The organism is Streptomyces sp. CMB-StM0423 (genome assembly GCF_002847285.1).
In the GTDB taxonomy this organism is placed as follows: domain Bacteria; phylum Actinomycetota; class Actinomycetes; order Streptomycetales; family Streptomycetaceae; genus Streptomyces.
In genome coordinates, this window is record NZ_CP025407.1 from 7221317 (window position 1) to 7236179 (window position 14863).

The window sequence follows — 14863 nt, forward strand, 5'->3', positions numbered from 1 at the left end:
CTCCCCATGTCCGACGGCACATCCGGCAACCCCGGCACCCCCGGAGACCCCGACCACATCTCCGGCGGCCACCTCGTCGCCAAGGCGCTCAAGTCAGAAGGCGTCGAGGTCATCTACACGCTCTGCGGCGGCCACATCATCGACATCTACGACGGCTGCGTCGACGAGGGCATCGAGGTCGTCGACGTACGGCACGAACAGGTGGCCGCGCACGCCGCCGACGGATACGCCCGGCTGACCGGCAAGCCCGGCTGCGCGGTCGTCACCGCGGGCCCCGGCACCACCGACGCGGTCACCGGCGTGGCCAACGCGCTGCGCGCCGAGAGCCCCATGGTGCTCATCGGCGGCCAAGGAGCCCTGACCCAGCACAAGATGGGCTCGCTCCAGGATCTACCGCACGTCGACATGATGGCGCCGATCACCAAGTTCGCCGCCACCGTGCCGCACACCGCACGGGTCGCGGACATGGTCTCCATGGCCTTCCGGGAGTGCTACCACGGCGCCCCCGGGCCGTCCTTCCTGGAGATCCCGCGCGACGTCCTCGACGCCAAGGTCCCGGCGGACCAGGCGCGCATCCCCCGCGCCGGCCACTACCGCGCCTCCACCCGCAGCGCCGGCGACCCCGAGGCCATCGAGAAGCTCGCCGACCTCCTCGTGCACGCCGAGAAGCCGGCTGTGCTGCTCGGCAGCCAGGTCTGGACGACCCGCGGCACCGCCGCCGCCATCGACTTCGTACGCGCCCTCAACGTGCCCGCGTACATGAACGGCGCCGGCCGCGGCACCCTGCCGCCCGGCGACCCGCACCACTACCAGCTCTCCCGCAGGTACGCCTTCACCGAGGCCGACCTCATCGTCATCGTCGGCACGCCCTTCGACTTCCGGATGGGCTACGGCAGGCGGCTCTCGCCGACCGCGACCGTCGTGCAGATCGACCTCGACTACCGCACCGTCGGCAAGAACCGCGACATCGACCTCGGCATCGTCGGCGACGCGGGACTCGTCCTCGCCGCCGCCGCGCAGGCCGCGTCCGGACGCCTCAACGGCGGCGCCGCCAAGCGCAAGGAGTGGCTGGAGGAGCTGCGCGCGGTGGAGGAGAAGGCGCGCGCCAAGCGGCTGCCGCAGCTCACCTCCGACGCCTCGCCCATCCACCCGTACCGGCTGGTCAGCGAGATCAACGACTTCCTCACGGAGGACTCCATCTACATCGGCGACGGCGGCGACATCGTCACCTTCTCCGGCCAGGTCGTCCAGCCCCGCAGCCCCGGCCACTGGATGGACCCCGGGCCGCTCGGCACCCTCGGCGTCGGCGTGCCGTTCGTGCTCGCCGCCAAGCAGGCCAGGCCGGACAAGGAGGTCGTCACCCTCTTCGGCGACGGCGCCTTCTCGCTCACCGGCTGGGACTTCGAGACCCTCGTCCGCTACGACCTGCCGTTCGTCGGCATCGTCGGCAACAACTCCTCGATGAACCAGATCCGCTACGGCCAGGCCGCCAAGTACGGCGTCGAGCGCGAGCGGGTCGGCAACACCCTGGGCGACGTCCCGTACGACGAGTTCGCCCGCATGCTCGGCGGCCACGGCGAAGAGGTCCGCGACCCCGCCGAGATCGGCCCCGCGCTGCGCCGCGCCCGCGAGTCCGGCAAGCCGTCGCTCGTCAACGTCTGGGTCGACCCGGACGCGTACGCCCCCGGAACCATGAACCAGACCATGTACAAGTGAGGTGACCCCATGACGAAGGCCCTTGAGGGCGTTCGCGTCCTCGATATGACCCACGTCCAGTCCGGGCCCTCCGCCACGCAGTTGCTCGCCTGGCTCGGCGCCGACGTGATCAAGCTGGAGGCGCCCGCGGGCGACATCACCCGCAAGCAACTGCGCGACCTCCCGGACGTCGACAGCCTCTACTTCACGATGCTCAACGGCAACAAGCGCAGCATCACCCTCAACACCAAGACCCCGCGCGGCAAGGAGCTGCTCACCGAACTGGTGCGCCGCAGCGACGTGCTGGTGGAGAACTTCGGCCCCGGCGCCGTCGACCGCATGGGCTTCACCTGGGAGCGGATCCAGGAGATCAACCCGCGCATCGTCTACGCCTCGATCAAGGGCTTCGGCGAGGGCCCGTACACCGACTTCAAGGCGTACGAGGTCGTCGCCCAGGCCATGGGCGGCTCCATGGCCACCACCGGCTTCGAGGAGGGTCCGCCGCTGGCCACCGGCGCGCAGATCGGCGACTCCGGCACCGGCGTGCACACCGTCGCCGGCATCCTCGCCGCGCTCTACCAGCGCACCCGCACCGGTCGCGGCCAGCGCGTCAACGTCGCCATGCAGCACGCCGTGCTCAACCTCTGCCGGGTCAAGCTCCGCGACCAGCAACGGCTGGCGCACGGCCCGCTCGCCGAGTACCCCAACGAGGACTTCGGCGACGAGGTGCCGCGCTCCGGCAACGCCTCCGGCGGCGGCCAGCCCGGCTGGGCGGTCCGCTGCGCGCCCGGCGGTCCCAACGACTACGTGTACGTCATCGTCCAGCCCGTCGGCTGGCGGCCGCTCACCGAGCTGATCGGCCGCCCCGAGCTGGCCGAGGACCCCGAGTGGGCCACGCCCGAGGCGCGGCTGCCGAAGCTCGGCAAGATGTTCCAGCTCATCGAGGAGTGGTCGAGCACCCTGCTCAAGTGGGAGGTGCTGGAGAAGCTCAACGCGCACAACATCCCCTGCGGCCCGATCCTCTCCACCAAGGAGATCATCGAGGACGCCAGCCTGCGGGACAACGGGATCGTCGTCGAGGTCGAGCACCCCGAGCGCGGCACGTACGTCACCGTCGGCAGCCCGCTGCGGCTCTCCGACTCGCCCGCGGCCATCCGCCGCTCCCCGCTCCTCGGCGAGCACAACCACGACATCTACGGCAGCGAACTGGGCCTGACCGCCGAGGACATGGCCGGCCTCAAGACGGACGGAGTGATCTGAGAGATGGACGGCGCCAAGGACACCGCGGCGGTCCGCGACGTGCTCGCGGAGGTACGCGCCCAGGGCCGCACCGCGCTCACCGCCCCCGAGGCGAAGCGGATCGCGGACGCGTACGGCATCGCCGTGCCCGGCGAGGGACTTGCCGGGGACGTGGAGGAGGCGGTGGCGCTGGCCGACGGCTTCGACGGGCCGGTCGTGCTGAAGATCGTCTCGCCGGACATCGTGCACAAGACCGACGCCGGGGGAGTGGAGGTCGGCCTCGCCGACGCCGCCGCCGTACGCGCGGCGTTCACGCGGATCGTCGCCAACGCCCGCGCGTACGACCCGGCCGCCCGGATCGACGGCGTCCAGGTCCAGCAGCAACTGCCGGCGGGCCGGGAGGTCATCGTCGGGGCCGTCACCGACCCCACCTTCGGCAAGGTCGTCGCGTTCGGCCTCGGCGGGGTGCTGGTCGAGGTGCTGAAGGACATCACCTTCCGGCTCGCGCCGGTGACCGGGGACGAGGCCGCCGGCATGCTCGACTCCATCCGCGCCGCCGAGGTGCTGCGCGGGGTGCGCGGCGAGCCAGCGGTCGACCGGCGGGCGCTGGCCGACCAGATCCGCCGGGTCTCCGAACTCGCCGCGGACTTCCCCGAGATCGCCGAGGTCGACCTCAACCCCGTGATCGCCACGCCCGGCGGCGCGCTCGCGGCCGACGTGCGGATCCTGCTCGGCGAGGGGGAGCCCGAGGCGCGCCCCCGGTTCAGCCGCGAGGAGATCCTGACGGCGATGAACCGGCTGATGAAGCCGCGCTCCGTGGCCGTCATCGGCGCCTCCAACGAGACCGGCAAAATCGGCAACTCGGTGATGCGCAACCTCGTCGACGGCGGCTTCCCCGGCGACATCCACCCCGTCAACCCCAAGGCCGACGACATCCTGGGGCGCAAGGCGTACAAGACCATCGCCGACGTGCCGGGCGAGGTCGACGTCGCCGTCTTCGCCATCCCCGCGGCGTACGTCCCGGCCGCCCTGGAGGAGGTGGGCCGCAAGGGCGTCCCCAACGCCGTGCTCATCCCGTCCGGCTTCGCCGAGACCGGCGAGCACGAACTCCAGCGCCGGATCGTGGACATCGCCGCCGAGTACGGCGTGCGCGTCCTCGGCCCCAACATCTACGGCTACTACTCCACCTGGCAGGACCTCTGCGCCACCTTCTGCACGCCGTACGACGTGAAGGGCGGCGTGGCGCTGACCTCCCAGTCCGGCGGCATCGGCATGGCCATCCTCGGCTTCGCCAGGACCACGAAGACCGGCGTCTCCGCGATCGTCGGCCTCGGCAACAAGTCCGACGTGGACGAGGACGACCTCCTCACCTACTTCGGCGAGGACGACAACACCACCTGCATCGCGATGCACCTGGAGGACCTGAAGGACGGCCGTGCCTTCGTCGAGGCCGCCCGCGCCACCGTGCCGAAGAAGCCCGTCGTCGTCCTCAAGGCCGGCCGTACATCCGCCGGCGCGAGGGCGGCGGGCTCCCACACCGGGGCGCTGGCCGGCGACGACGCGGTCTACGACGACGTGCTGCGCGAGGCCGGCGTGATCCGCGCGCCGGGGCTGAACGACATGCTGGAGTACGCCCGCGCGCTGCCCGTGCTGCCCACGCCGCAGGGCGACGACATCGTCGTCATCACCGGCGCCGGCGGCTCCGGGGTGCTGCTCTCCGACGCCGTGGTCGACAACGGGCTGCGGCTGATGGAGATCCCGGCCGACCTGGACGAGGCGTTCATGCGGTTCATCCCGCCGTTCGGGGCGGCGGGCAACCCGATCGACATCACCGGCGGCGAGCCGCCGGCCACGTACGAGGCGACGATCCGGCTGGGCCTGACCGACCCGCGTATCCACGCGCTGGTCCTCGGCTACTGGCACACGATCGTCACCCCGCCCATGGTCTTCGCCGAACTCGCCGCCCGCGTGGTGGCGGAGGAGCGGGCCAAGGGCAACGTCAAGCCTGTCGTGGCGTCCCTCGCGGGCGACACGGAGGTCGAGGAGGCGAGCGCGTACCTCTTCGAGCACGGGGTCGTCGCGTACCCGTACACGACCGAGAAGCCGGTCGCCGTACTGGGCGCGAAGTACCGCTGGGCGAGAGCGGCGGGGCTGCTCGCCTGAACCACCCGCACCACCGCAGAGATCAGGACAGGGGGCGCTGACCGGATTCTCGATACAAGGGGTGCAACCCATGACGACAACCGAAGACCGGTCGGTCCTCCCCTACCGGGAGGTGACCGACAGAAACGGCAGGACCTATCGGATAGGCGAGTCCGACGTCGACATCATGGGCCGCAAGCGGAAGTGGATGGTCATCCTTCCGTGGGTGGGCATGATGGGCATCAGCTCGGCGGAGTACGCGTTCGCCTCCGCCGAGGACACGCTCCACACCGCGCACAACTGGGCCAGCGGGCACATCTTCTGGATGATGACCGTGTGGGTGTTCTTCCAGGCCGCGGTCGCCTTCCCGGCCGGGAAGCTGCGCGAGACGGGGAAGCTGCCGGCCCGCTTCGCGATGATGCTGGGCGCCACCGGCACCCTGCTCGGCTATCTGTCCCTGGCGTACGCGCCGCATGTCGTGGTCGCGTACATCGGGTTCAGCATGTTCAGCGGTATGGGCGCCGGCATGGTCTACGCGACCTGCGTCAACATGGTCGGCAAGTGGTACCCGGAGCGCAAGGGCGGCAAGACCGGCTTCGTGAACGGCGGTTTCGCCTACGGCTCGGTGCCCTTCGTGTTCCTCTTCACCGGCTACATGGACCTGACCAACTTCCGCTGGGTGCTGGTCTCGGTCGGGCTCTTCCTCGCGCTGATGGTGGGCACGGCCGGGTTCTTCTTCAAGGACCCGCCGAAGAACTGGTGGCCCGCGGACATCGACCCGCTCAACCCGCCGAAGGACCCGCGGGCGGCTCGCTCGCTGAAGATGAACCCGCCCGCGGTCAAGCAGTACACCCCCAGGGAGGCGTGGGCGACGGGACGGGTGACGCTGATGTGGTTCTGCCTGGCGTGTACGTCGGGCGTGAACATCTTCGGCATCGCCTTCCAGGTGGACATCGGCGAGGAGGCCGGCTTCGCCGGCGGGATCGTGGCCACGGCCATGTCGCTCAAGGCCGTCGTCAACGGCACAGGACGCGGCGTCATCGGCTGGCTGTCCGACCTCTACGGCCGTAAACGCTGCCTGATCGTGGTGTGCATCGTGCTCGGGCTCTCCCAGTACGGCATCCTGTGGTCGGCGGACATGAAGAACCTGCCGCTGTTCCTGATCTTCTCCTCGATCTCCGGCTTCGGCGGCGGCGCGATCTTCCCCATGTTCGCGGCGCTGACGGCCGACTACTTCGGCGAGAACAACAACGCCTCGAACTACGGCATGGTCTACAGCGCCAAGCTCGTCTCCGGTCTCGGCGCGGGCATGGGCTCCGTGGTGGTCGGCGCCTGGGGGCACTCCGGCGCCTTCCTGCTGGCGGGCTCCATCTCGCTCTTCGCCGGCTTCATGGCGCTGTTCCTGACCCCACCGGGCCGCCCGCGGCTGAAGGACATCGAGCCCAACCCGCGGCCGATCAGCAGAGAGACCGACTAGCCCCCGGGTCCCGGTCCCCGACCCGGCGGCTCCGCCCGCCCGGGGTTCCGCTCCGGCGGGAGCGGAACCCGCGAGTGGAACCGCGTGAACGAGGCCCCGGCCGACCGCTACCCGGCCGGGGCCTCAGCGGGGGTGGTCGTCGTGCTCGCGCTGGTGGTACGAGCGGCGGGTGTGCTCGGTGTGCGCACGCATGACCTCCTGGGCGCGGGCCTCGTCGCGGTCGTGCACGGCGGCGATCAGCTCGCGGTGCTCGATCCAGGACTGGGCGCCGCGCTGCCGGGCCACCGGCGTGTAGTACCAGCGGACGCGGCGTTCGACCTGGGCGGCCAGCTCGGCCAGCACGGCGTTGCCGGCCAGCTCCATGACGTACGCGTGGAAGGCGAGGTTCGCGGCGACGACGGCCTCCAGGTCGTCCGCCGCCACGGCCCGTTCGCCCGTCGCGCACAGCTCCTCCAGCCGGGCGATGCCCTGGCCGGAGGCATTGGCGGCGGCGAGCCTGGCGGCCTCGGTCTCCAGCAGCGCGCGGACGACGAGGAGCTGGTCGGCCTCGGCGTCGGTCGGCTCGTGCACGTACGCGCCCTGGGCGGGGCGCAGATCGACCCAGCCCTCGGTGTTGAGGCGCTGCAGCGCCTCGCGCACGGGCTGGCGGGAGACGCCGAGGTGGCCGGCCAGCTCGGTCTCGACCAAGTGCTGTCCCGGCGGGAGGGTGCGCGTGATGATCAGTTCGAGCAGGGCCTCGTACACCCGCTCGCGCAGCGGGCCCGGCCGCTCCAGCCGCGGCATCGCCCCCTGGGGCAGTCCCTGGGACAGCATCGATCTCCCCACCCTCTGTCGCCCCGGAGACAGGCGAATTGGCTTTTGTCTACAGTCTACCGAGAGCGTGGATGAACGATGAGTGCGCCCCGTGGTGAGGAAGTTCACACCATTTGTGGCGCGGTGTCAGCGGGGCAGCCGCAGCAACTCCACCTCGTCCGCGCCGCCCGGCGGCAGCACCGCCACCGCGTCCGCCGCCGCCGCGCCCCAGAGCAGCCCGGGGCGGTCGTGGCCGACCGGGACGGCGCGGGTGCCGTCGAGCGTCACCGGGACGAGCCGGGTGTCGCGCGGGTGCGGGGCGGGCGCGCGGGAGCCCGCGGCGGGGGCCGGGGCGAGCCGGGCGCGCCAGGGCGGCGGGGGAGTGCGGCCCGCCAGCCGCTCCAGGAGCGGTACGAGCAGCGTCAGGCAGGCGGCGAAGGCGGCGTACGGGTTTCCCGGCAGGCCGACGACCGGCGGCCCGCCGCCGGGCAGCCGGGCCAGCAGTTGCGGATGCCCGGGCCGGCAGGCCACCCCGTCGACGAGCAGTTCGGCCCCCAAGTCGGCCAGCGCCGGGCGCAGATGGTCGGCCGGACCGAGGGACGAGGCGCCGCACACCGCGACGGCGTCGGCCCCGGCCGCCGCCCGGGTCAGCGCGGCGGTCAGCGGCGGGCGGCCGTCCGGCAGGTACGTCACGGGCTGCGGCGCGCCGCCGGCCCAGGCCACGACGCCGGGCAGCAGCGGTCCCACCGCGTCGCGGACCCGGCCGGCCGGCGGGGTGCCGCGGCGCACCAGCTCGTCGCCCGTGACCAGGAGCGCGACGCGGGGGCGGCGGTGCACGGCGACCCGGTCGTACCCGAGGCTCGCGGCGAGCCCCAGCGCCGCCGGGGTCAGCACGGCGCCCGGCGGCAGCACCTCGGCGCCGGCCGGGCACTCCTCGCCGCGCCGCCGCACGTGCCGTCCCGGCGCCACGGCGCCGGCCACCGACGGGCCGGTGCGCAGGGCGTCTTCGTACGGCAGCACCGCCTCGGCGCCCTCCGGCACCCGGGCGCCGGTGGCGACCTCCAGCGCCCGCCCGGCCGCGAGCCGCGCCACCGGCGGCTCCTGTCCGGCCAGCACCCGTCCGGAGACGGTCCACGGCCCGGGCCCGGCCACGGCGTAGCCGTCCATCGCGGCGGTGTCGAACGCCGGCAGCGGCGCGCGGGCCGTCAACGGCTCGGCGAGCGCCCGCCCGTGGGCCCGGCGCAGCGGGGTGTCGCGGACGGCGAGCGGGCCGGCCGTGGCCAGCGCGGCGGCGCGCGCCTCCGGCCAGCCCGGCGCGGCGGCGGGCGCGGTGCGGGGCGGGGGAGTGGTTCCGAGCGTCGTCATCAGCGGCCTCCCGCGGTTGCGGTGCGGCCCAACGGGCCGCCGTAGAAGGGGTGCACGACCCTTGACCCCCGTGAAAGGCATACTGTAGACAATATTCTGTCGACTAGGAAAGAGCCCCCGCGATCGCATCGCACGCAAGGGAGCCCGCCAGTGAAAGTCGCAGTTGTCGGTGCCGGCGCGATCGGTGCCTACGTCGGAGCAGCGCTCCACCGCGCCGGAGCCGACGTCCATCTCATCGCCCGCGGACCGCACCTGGCCGCCATGCGCCGCACAGGCGTCAGCGTGCTCAGCCCGCGCGGCGACTTCACCGCCCGCCCCGAGGCGACGGACGACCCGGCGGCCGTAGGCCCCGTCGACTACGTCTTCCTCGGGCTGAAGGCGAACTCGTACGCCACCAGCGGCCCGCTCGTCCACCCGCTGCTGCACGACAAGACGGCGGTCATCGCCGCCCAGAACGGCATCCCCTGGTGGTACTTCCACGGGCTGCCCGGCCCGTACACCGGACAGCGCATCGAGAGCGTCGACCCCGGCGGCGCGGTCACCCGCACGCTGCCGCCCGAGCGCGCCATCGGCTGCGTCGTCTACGCCGCCACCGAACTGGCCGCGCCCGGCGTCGTACGCCACCTGGAGGGCACCCGCTTCTCCATCGGCGAACCGGACGGCGCCGTCAGCCCGCGCTGCCTCGACTTCAGCGCCGCCATGGTGGCCGGCGGGCTCAAGTGCCCGGTCGAGCCCGACTTGCGCAACGACATCTGGATCAAGCTGCTCGGCAATATCTCGTTCAACCCGATCAGCGCGCTCACCCGCGCCACCATGGGCGAGATCGCCGGGCACGACGGCACCCGCGAGCTGGTCACCGCCATGATGCGGGAAACCCTGGAGGTCGCCGCCCGGCTCGGCAGCCGGCCCGGGATCTCCATCGAGCGGCGGCTCGACGGCGCCGCGCGCGTCGGCGACCACAAGACCTCCACCCTCCAGGACCTGGAGCGGGGCAAGCCGCTCGAACTCGACGTGCTGCTCGCCGCCGTGGTCGAGCTGGCCGGCCTGACCGGCGTCCCCGTGCCGACCGTGCGCGCCATCGCCGCGGTCGCGGGACTGCTCGCCGAGACGACGGCCCGTACCCCCGCCGCGGCAGATCCGAGCAACCCGAGCAGCGCCAGCAACCCCAGCAACCCCAGCGACCCCAGCAGCCAGGACACCGCCAGGAGCGCCCCATGAAGGACCGCAACAGGACCCCGAAGCAGTACCCGCGGCTCACCCACCCGCTCGTCCGCGGCGCGGACGGCGAGCTGCACCGGGCGACCTGGGAGGAGGCGCTCGACGCAGCCGCGCGCGGCTTCGCCGCGACCACGGACGCGCACGGCCCCGACGCGTTCGGCATGTTCTCCTGCGCCCGTTCCACGAACGAGATGAACTACGTCGCGCAGAAGTTCACCCGCGTCGTCATCGGCACCAACAACGTCGACTCCTGCAACCGCACCTGCCACGCCCCCAGCGTCGCCGGCCTGTCGGCCGTCTTCGGCTCCGGCGGCGGCACCTCCTCGTACGCAGAGGTCGAGGAGACCGACCTGATCGTGATGTGGGGCTCCAACGCCCGCTTCGCGCACCCGATCTTCTTCCAGCACGTGCTGAAGGGCATCCGCAACGGCGCCCGGATGTTCGCCGTCGACCCGCGGCGTACGGGGACCGCCGAGTGGGCCGACCGCTGGCTCGGCCTCGACGTCGGCACCGACATCCCGCTCGCCCACGCCGTCGGCCGCGAGATCATTCACGCCGGGCTCGCCAACACCGCGTTCATCGAACGCGCCACCAGCGGCTACGAGGAGTACGCCGCCGCCGTCGAGCCCTGGACCCTGCCCGCCGCCGAGCAGGTCACCGGCGTCCCCGCCGCGGCGATCCGCGAGCTGGCGCACGCGTACGCCACGGCGGAGCGCGCCCAGATGTGCTGGACCCTCGGCATCACCGAGCACCACAACGCCACCGACAACGTCCGCGCCCTGATCAACCTCGCCCTCCTCACCGGCCACGTCGGCCGCCACGGCAGCGGGCTCCAGCCCCTGCGCGGCCAGAACAACGTCCAGGGCGGCGGCGACATGGGCGCCATCCCCAACCGGCTGCCCGGCTTCCAGGACATCCTGGAGCCGGCGGTGCGGGAGCGCTTCGAGACCGCCTGGGACGCCGTCATCCAGCCCCGCTACGGCCTCAACCTCACCGAGATGCTCGACGGCATCGAACGCGGCACGCTGAAGGCCGTCTACTGCATCGGCGAGAACCCCGCGCAGTCCGAGGCCGACAACGAGCACACCGTGCAGCGGCTGCGCGCCCTCGACCACCTCGTCGTCCAGGACATCTTCCTGACGAAGACCGCGCTGCTCGCCGACGTCGTGCTGCCCGCCTCCGCCGCCTGGTGCGAGACCGAGGGCACCACGACCAACAGCGAACGGCGCGTCCAGCGCGTCCGCAAGGCAGTCCGCCCGCCCGGCGAGGCGCGCGACGACATCGACATCCTCTGCGAGCTGGCCCGCCGGCTGGGCCACGACTGGAAGTACGGCGAGGCGCAGGAGGTCTGGGACGAACTGCGCGCGGTCTCGCCCGACCACCGCGGCATGACGTACGCGCGGCTGGAGGAGCACCAGGGCATCCAGTGGCCCTGCCCCAGCGAGAACCGGCTGGAGCCGACGTACCTCCACGGCCGCCTCTGGGAGGCCGACCCCGAACGCCGGGGCATGCGCGCGGCCTTCGGCCCGGTCCTGCACTCCCCGCCGGTGGACCTCCTGGACGACGACTACCCGTTGCGGCTGACCACCGGCCGGCGGCTCGACTCGTACAACACGGGCGTGCAGTCCAGCGGCTTCGCCTCGCCGCTGCGCCGCGGCGAGAACATCGAACTCTCCCCGGAGGACGCGGCGGCCTACGGCGTCGCCCACGGCGAGGAGGTCCGCATCACCTCGCGGCGCGGCTCGGTGGTCGCCCCGGTGTGGATCGACGAAGGGCTGCGGCCCGGGCTGGCGTTCATGACCCTGCACTTCCCGGACGAGGTCGACACCAACCAGTTGACGATCGAGGCCACGTGCCCGATCGCGGGCACGGCGGAGTACAAGGCCGCGGCCGTACGCATCGACAAGCTCGCCGACCGGCAGGCGGTGCCGTCGTGGACCTGAAGTACACCGACGCCAAGCCCTCCGACGCCGAACGCGCCGCCGTCGACGGGCTGCTGGGCCCGGCCCCGACGGGCTGGGAGGGCGGCGAACGCGACGCGGCGGACCTGCGCTGGGCGAAGGGCGGCCACGAGGCCCGCGACCGCCGCGACCTCCTGCTCCCGGCCCTGCACGCGGTCAACGACCGGGTGGGCTGGATCAGCGAGGGCGCCCTGGACTACATCTGCCGCCGCCTGACGGTCCCCCCGGCGGAGGCGTACGGGGTCGCCACCTTCTACGCGATGTTCTCCCTGCGCCCGCGGCCGGCGACGGTGCTCCACGTCTGCACGGACATCGCGTGCGCGGCGAGCGGATCGAAGCGCGTGACGGAGTCCCTGACGACGCGCCTGGGCCCGCCGGGCACCCCGGCAGGCGGCGCGGTATGGCAGGAGAGCCCGTGCCTGGGCCTGTGCGAACGGGCCCCGGCGGCGCTGGTGATACGCGCGGGGGAGGTACCGGAGGGGGAGGCCCGCGGCTCCGGGGAGGACGCGGGGGAGGGGGAGCGGGGGCCGAGCCCCGGCGAGGGTACGGGGCGGCAGGAAGCGGGGTCGCAGGGGCCCGGCCCCCGCGGCGGTACGGGGGCGGAGCCCCCGGAATCCCTCGCGCCGGAGGCGCGGGGGGCGGGGGCCGGGGGCGCAGCCCCCGGTTTCGGGAAGGGGCGGGATCGGGGAACACCCCCCACCCACCGGGACCGCCCCGCCCCCGCAACCCCGAGCGGCACCGCGGCAGTCATCCCCGCCACCCCCACCACCGCCGTCGTCGCCCCGGCCACCCCCGACAGCCTCGTCCTCGCCGCCCAAGACCCCGCCCGCGCCGAGCACGAACCCCCACCCGCCGCCGCCGTTCCCCAGACCGGCGACCCCGGCCTCGTACTCCTCCGCCGCGTCGGCACCACCGACCCCGCCGACCTCGACGACTACCGCGCCCACGGCGGCTACACCGCCCTGCGCAACGCCTTCGCCCTCGGTCCCGCCGGCGTCATCCGCGAGGTCACCGACGCCGGCCTCCTCGGCCGCGGCGGCGCCGCCTTCCCCACCGGGCGCAAGTGGCAGGGCACCGCCTCCCAGCCCGTCCGCACCCGCTACCTCGTCTGCAACGCCGACGAGTCCGAGCCCGGCACGTTCAAGGACCGCGTGCTCATGGAAGGCGACCCCTACGCCCTCGTCGAGGCCATGACCATCGCCGGCTACGCCGTCGGCGCCCACCGCGGCTACCTCTACCTCCGCGGCGAATACCCCCGCGCCCTCGACCGCCTCACCCATGCCGCCGCCCGCGCCCGCGCCCGCGGCCTCCTCGGCGACGACGTCCTCGGCCAGGGCTATGCCTTCGACATCGAGATCCGCCGCGGCGCCGGCGCGTACATCTGCGGCGAGGAAACCGCGATCTTCAACTCCATCGAGGGCCACCGCGGCGAGCCGCGCACCAAACCCCCGTTCCCCACCGAACGGGGCCTCTTCGGCAAGCCCACCGCCGTCAACAACGTCGAAACCCTGGTCAACGTCCTGCCGATCCTCACCCACGGCGCCGCCGCCTTCGCCGCGACCGGCACCGAGTCCTCCACCGGCACCAAGCTCTTCTGCGTGGCCGGCACCGTCGACCGCCCCGGCGTCTTCGAGGTCCCCTTCGGCGCCACCCTCCGCGACCTCCTCGACCTCGCCGGCGGCCCCCCGGCAGGGCTGCGCGCCGTGCTGCTCGGCGGTGCCGCCGGCGGCTTCGTCCGGCCCGACGAGCTGGACGTGCCGCTGACCTTCGAGGGCGCCCGCGCCGCCGGTGCCACCCTGGGCTCCGGCGTCGTCCTCGTCCTGGACGACACCGTCGACCTGCCCCGCATCCTCATCCGCGTCGCGGAATTCTTCCGCGACGAGTCCTGCGGCCAGTGCGTACCGTGCCGCGTCGGCACCGTGCGGCAGGAGGAGGCCCTGCACCGCATCGCGGACCTCCGCGGCGCAGCAGCCGCGGCCGACGTCGCGCTGCTGCGCGAGGTGGGCCAGGTCATGCGCGACGCCTCCATCTGCGGTCTCGGCCAGACCGCGTGGAACGCCGTGGAGTCCGCCATCGACCGCCTGGGAGCCTACGAATGAGCAGCGTCCCGCTCGGCCTGCCGCGCCGCCGCGTCGAGTTCGAACTCGACGGCGAGACCGTCCACGCCCTGGAGGGCGACACGATCCTCGACGCCTGCACCGCCGCGGGCAAGGACATCCCGACCCTCTGCTACGGCGACACGCTCACGCCCAAGAACGCCTGCCGGGTCTGCGTCGTGGAGGTGGAGGGCGCCCGTGCGCTCGCGCCCGCGTGCTCCCGCCGCGCGGAGCCGGGCATGAAGGTCCGTACGGGCAGCGAGCGGGCCCGGCTCAGCCGCAGGCTTGTCCTCGAACTCCTCGCCTCCTCGACCGACTTGTCGACGACACCGCACGTGGCCGGCTGGATCGAGGAGTACGGCGCGGAGCCCGGCCGGTTCGGCCCGGACGCGGCGACGGTGGGGGACCGCGGCGCGAAGGTCGACAACGACCTCTATGTGCGCGAGTACGGCAAGTGCATCATGTGCTACAAGTGCGTCGACGCCTGCGGCGACCAGTGGCAGAACACCTTCGCCATCGCGGTCGCCGGCCGGGGTTTCGACACGACGATCGCCGTGGAGCACGACGGGCCGCTGCCCGATTCGGCCTGTGTCTACTGCGGCAACTGCATCGAGGTCTGTCCCACCGGGGCGCTGAGCTTCAGGACCGAGTACGAGATGCGCGCGGCCGGCACGTGGGACGAGGACGCGCAGACGGAGACGACGACGGTGTGCGCGTACTGCGGGGTGGGCTGCAACCTCACGCTGCACGTGCAGGACAACCGGATCGTCAAGGTCGGCTCGCCGCACGACAACCCCATCACGCGGGGCAACCTGTGCATCAAGGGCCGGTTCGGCTACCAGCACGTCCAGAACGTCCAGGGTACGGAGTGATCGGCG

The 14863-nt window shown here is 72.9% G+C and carries 10 protein-coding genes; 8 read left to right on the plus strand and 2 right to left on the minus strand.

Features of this window, described 5'->3' with window-relative positions; genetic code table 11:
• Window positions 1-6 precede the first annotated feature (6 nt).
• The 4 genes from CXR04_RS31465 (at window position 7) to CXR04_RS31480 (ending at window position 6553) form a co-directional block, all read left to right on the plus strand.
• A complete protein-coding gene (locus tag CXR04_RS31465; protein WP_101425598.1) occupies window positions 7-1716 on the plus strand; it encodes a thiamine pyrophosphate-binding protein in 1710 nt (569 codons plus the stop codon).
• Between the two features lie 9 nt (window positions 1717-1725).
• Window positions 1726-2955: a formyl-CoA transferase gene (gene frc, locus CXR04_RS31470; RefSeq protein ID WP_101425599.1), complete on the plus strand. Its 1230-nt coding sequence runs from the start codon at window positions 1726-1728 to the stop codon at window positions 2953-2955.
• A 3-nt stretch (window positions 2956-2958) separates the two neighbouring features.
• Entirely contained in the window at window positions 2959-5097 is a 2139-nt protein-coding gene (locus tag CXR04_RS31475) for an acetate--CoA ligase family protein (RefSeq protein WP_101425600.1), read from the plus strand.
• Window positions 5098-5167: 70 nt separating this feature from the next.
• A complete protein-coding gene (locus tag CXR04_RS31480; RefSeq protein ID WP_101425601.1) occupies window positions 5168-6553 on the plus strand; it encodes an OFA family MFS transporter in 1386 nt (461 codons plus the stop codon).
• A gap of 123 nt (window positions 6554-6676) precedes the next feature.
• Here the strand turns inward: CXR04_RS31480 and CXR04_RS31485 are convergent, their stop codons facing one another.
• Entirely contained in the window at window positions 6677-7366 is a 690-nt protein-coding gene (locus CXR04_RS31485; protein ID WP_101425602.1) for a GntR family transcriptional regulator, read from the minus strand.
• A 126-nt stretch (window positions 7367-7492) separates the two neighbouring features.
• Entirely contained in the window at window positions 7493-8710 is a 1218-nt protein-coding gene (locus CXR04_RS31490) for a molybdopterin molybdotransferase MoeA (RefSeq protein WP_101425603.1), read from the minus strand.
• Between the two features lie 150 nt (window positions 8711-8860).
• On the opposite strand from CXR04_RS31490, the gene CXR04_RS31495 reads away from it, so the two are divergent.
• The 4 genes from CXR04_RS31495 to CXR04_RS31510 are packed head-to-tail and all read left to right on the plus strand — an operon-like array spanning window position 8861 to window position 14857.
• A complete protein-coding gene (locus CXR04_RS31495) occupies window positions 8861-9928 on the plus strand; it encodes a 2-dehydropantoate 2-reductase (RefSeq protein WP_101425604.1) in 1068 nt (355 codons plus the stop codon).
• On the plus strand, window positions 9925-11871 hold the full coding sequence (locus CXR04_RS31500; protein ID WP_101425605.1) for a molybdopterin oxidoreductase family protein: 1947 nt from the start codon (window positions 9925-9927) through the stop codon (window positions 11869-11871). Before CXR04_RS31495 ends, CXR04_RS31500 begins: the two co-directional genes overlap by 4 nt.
• The gene (locus CXR04_RS31505; RefSeq protein ID WP_101425606.1) at window positions 11862-13988 is read left to right on the plus strand and encodes an NAD(P)H-dependent oxidoreductase subunit E; all 2127 of its coding nucleotides are present in this window, start codon (window positions 11862-11864) and stop codon (window positions 13986-13988) included. Before CXR04_RS31500 ends, CXR04_RS31505 begins: the two co-directional genes overlap by 10 nt.
• Window positions 13985-14857 carry a 2Fe-2S iron-sulfur cluster-binding protein gene (locus CXR04_RS31510; protein WP_101425607.1) on the plus strand — a complete coding sequence of 291 codons (873 nt, stop codon included), beginning with the start codon at window positions 13985-13987 and terminating at the stop codon, window positions 14855-14857. Before CXR04_RS31505 ends, CXR04_RS31510 begins: the two co-directional genes overlap by 4 nt.
• Window positions 14858-14863: the final 6 nt, after the last annotated feature.

Bases quoted from the DNA above. Each gene is read 5' to 3' on its own strand.
- CXR04_RS31465 (WP_101425598.1), top strand. From the start codon at position 7: ATGTCCGACGGCACATCCGGCAACCCCGGCACCCCCGGAGACCCCGAC.
- frc (WP_101425599.1), top strand. From the start codon at position 1,726: ATGACGAAGGCCCTTGAGGGCGTTCGCGTCCTCGATATGACCCACGTC.
- CXR04_RS31475 (WP_101425600.1), top strand. From the start codon at position 2,959: ATGGACGGCGCCAAGGACACCGCGGCGGTCCGCGACGTGCTCGCGGAG.
- CXR04_RS31480 (WP_101425601.1), top strand. From the start codon at position 5,168: ATGACGACAACCGAAGACCGGTCGGTCCTCCCCTACCGGGAGGTGACC.
- CXR04_RS31485 (WP_101425602.1), bottom strand. From the start codon at position 7,366: ATGCTGTCCCAGGGACTGCCCCAGGGGGCGATGCCGCGGCTGGAGCGG.
- CXR04_RS31490 (WP_101425603.1), bottom strand. From the start codon at position 8,710: ATGACGACGCTCGGAACCACTCCCCCGCCCCGCACCGCGCCCGCCGCC.
- CXR04_RS31500 (WP_101425605.1), top strand. From the start codon at position 9,925: ATGAAGGACCGCAACAGGACCCCGAAGCAGTACCCGCGGCTCACCCAC.
- CXR04_RS31510 (WP_101425607.1), top strand. From the start codon at position 13,985: ATGAGCAGCGTCCCGCTCGGCCTGCCGCGCCGCCGCGTCGAGTTCGAA.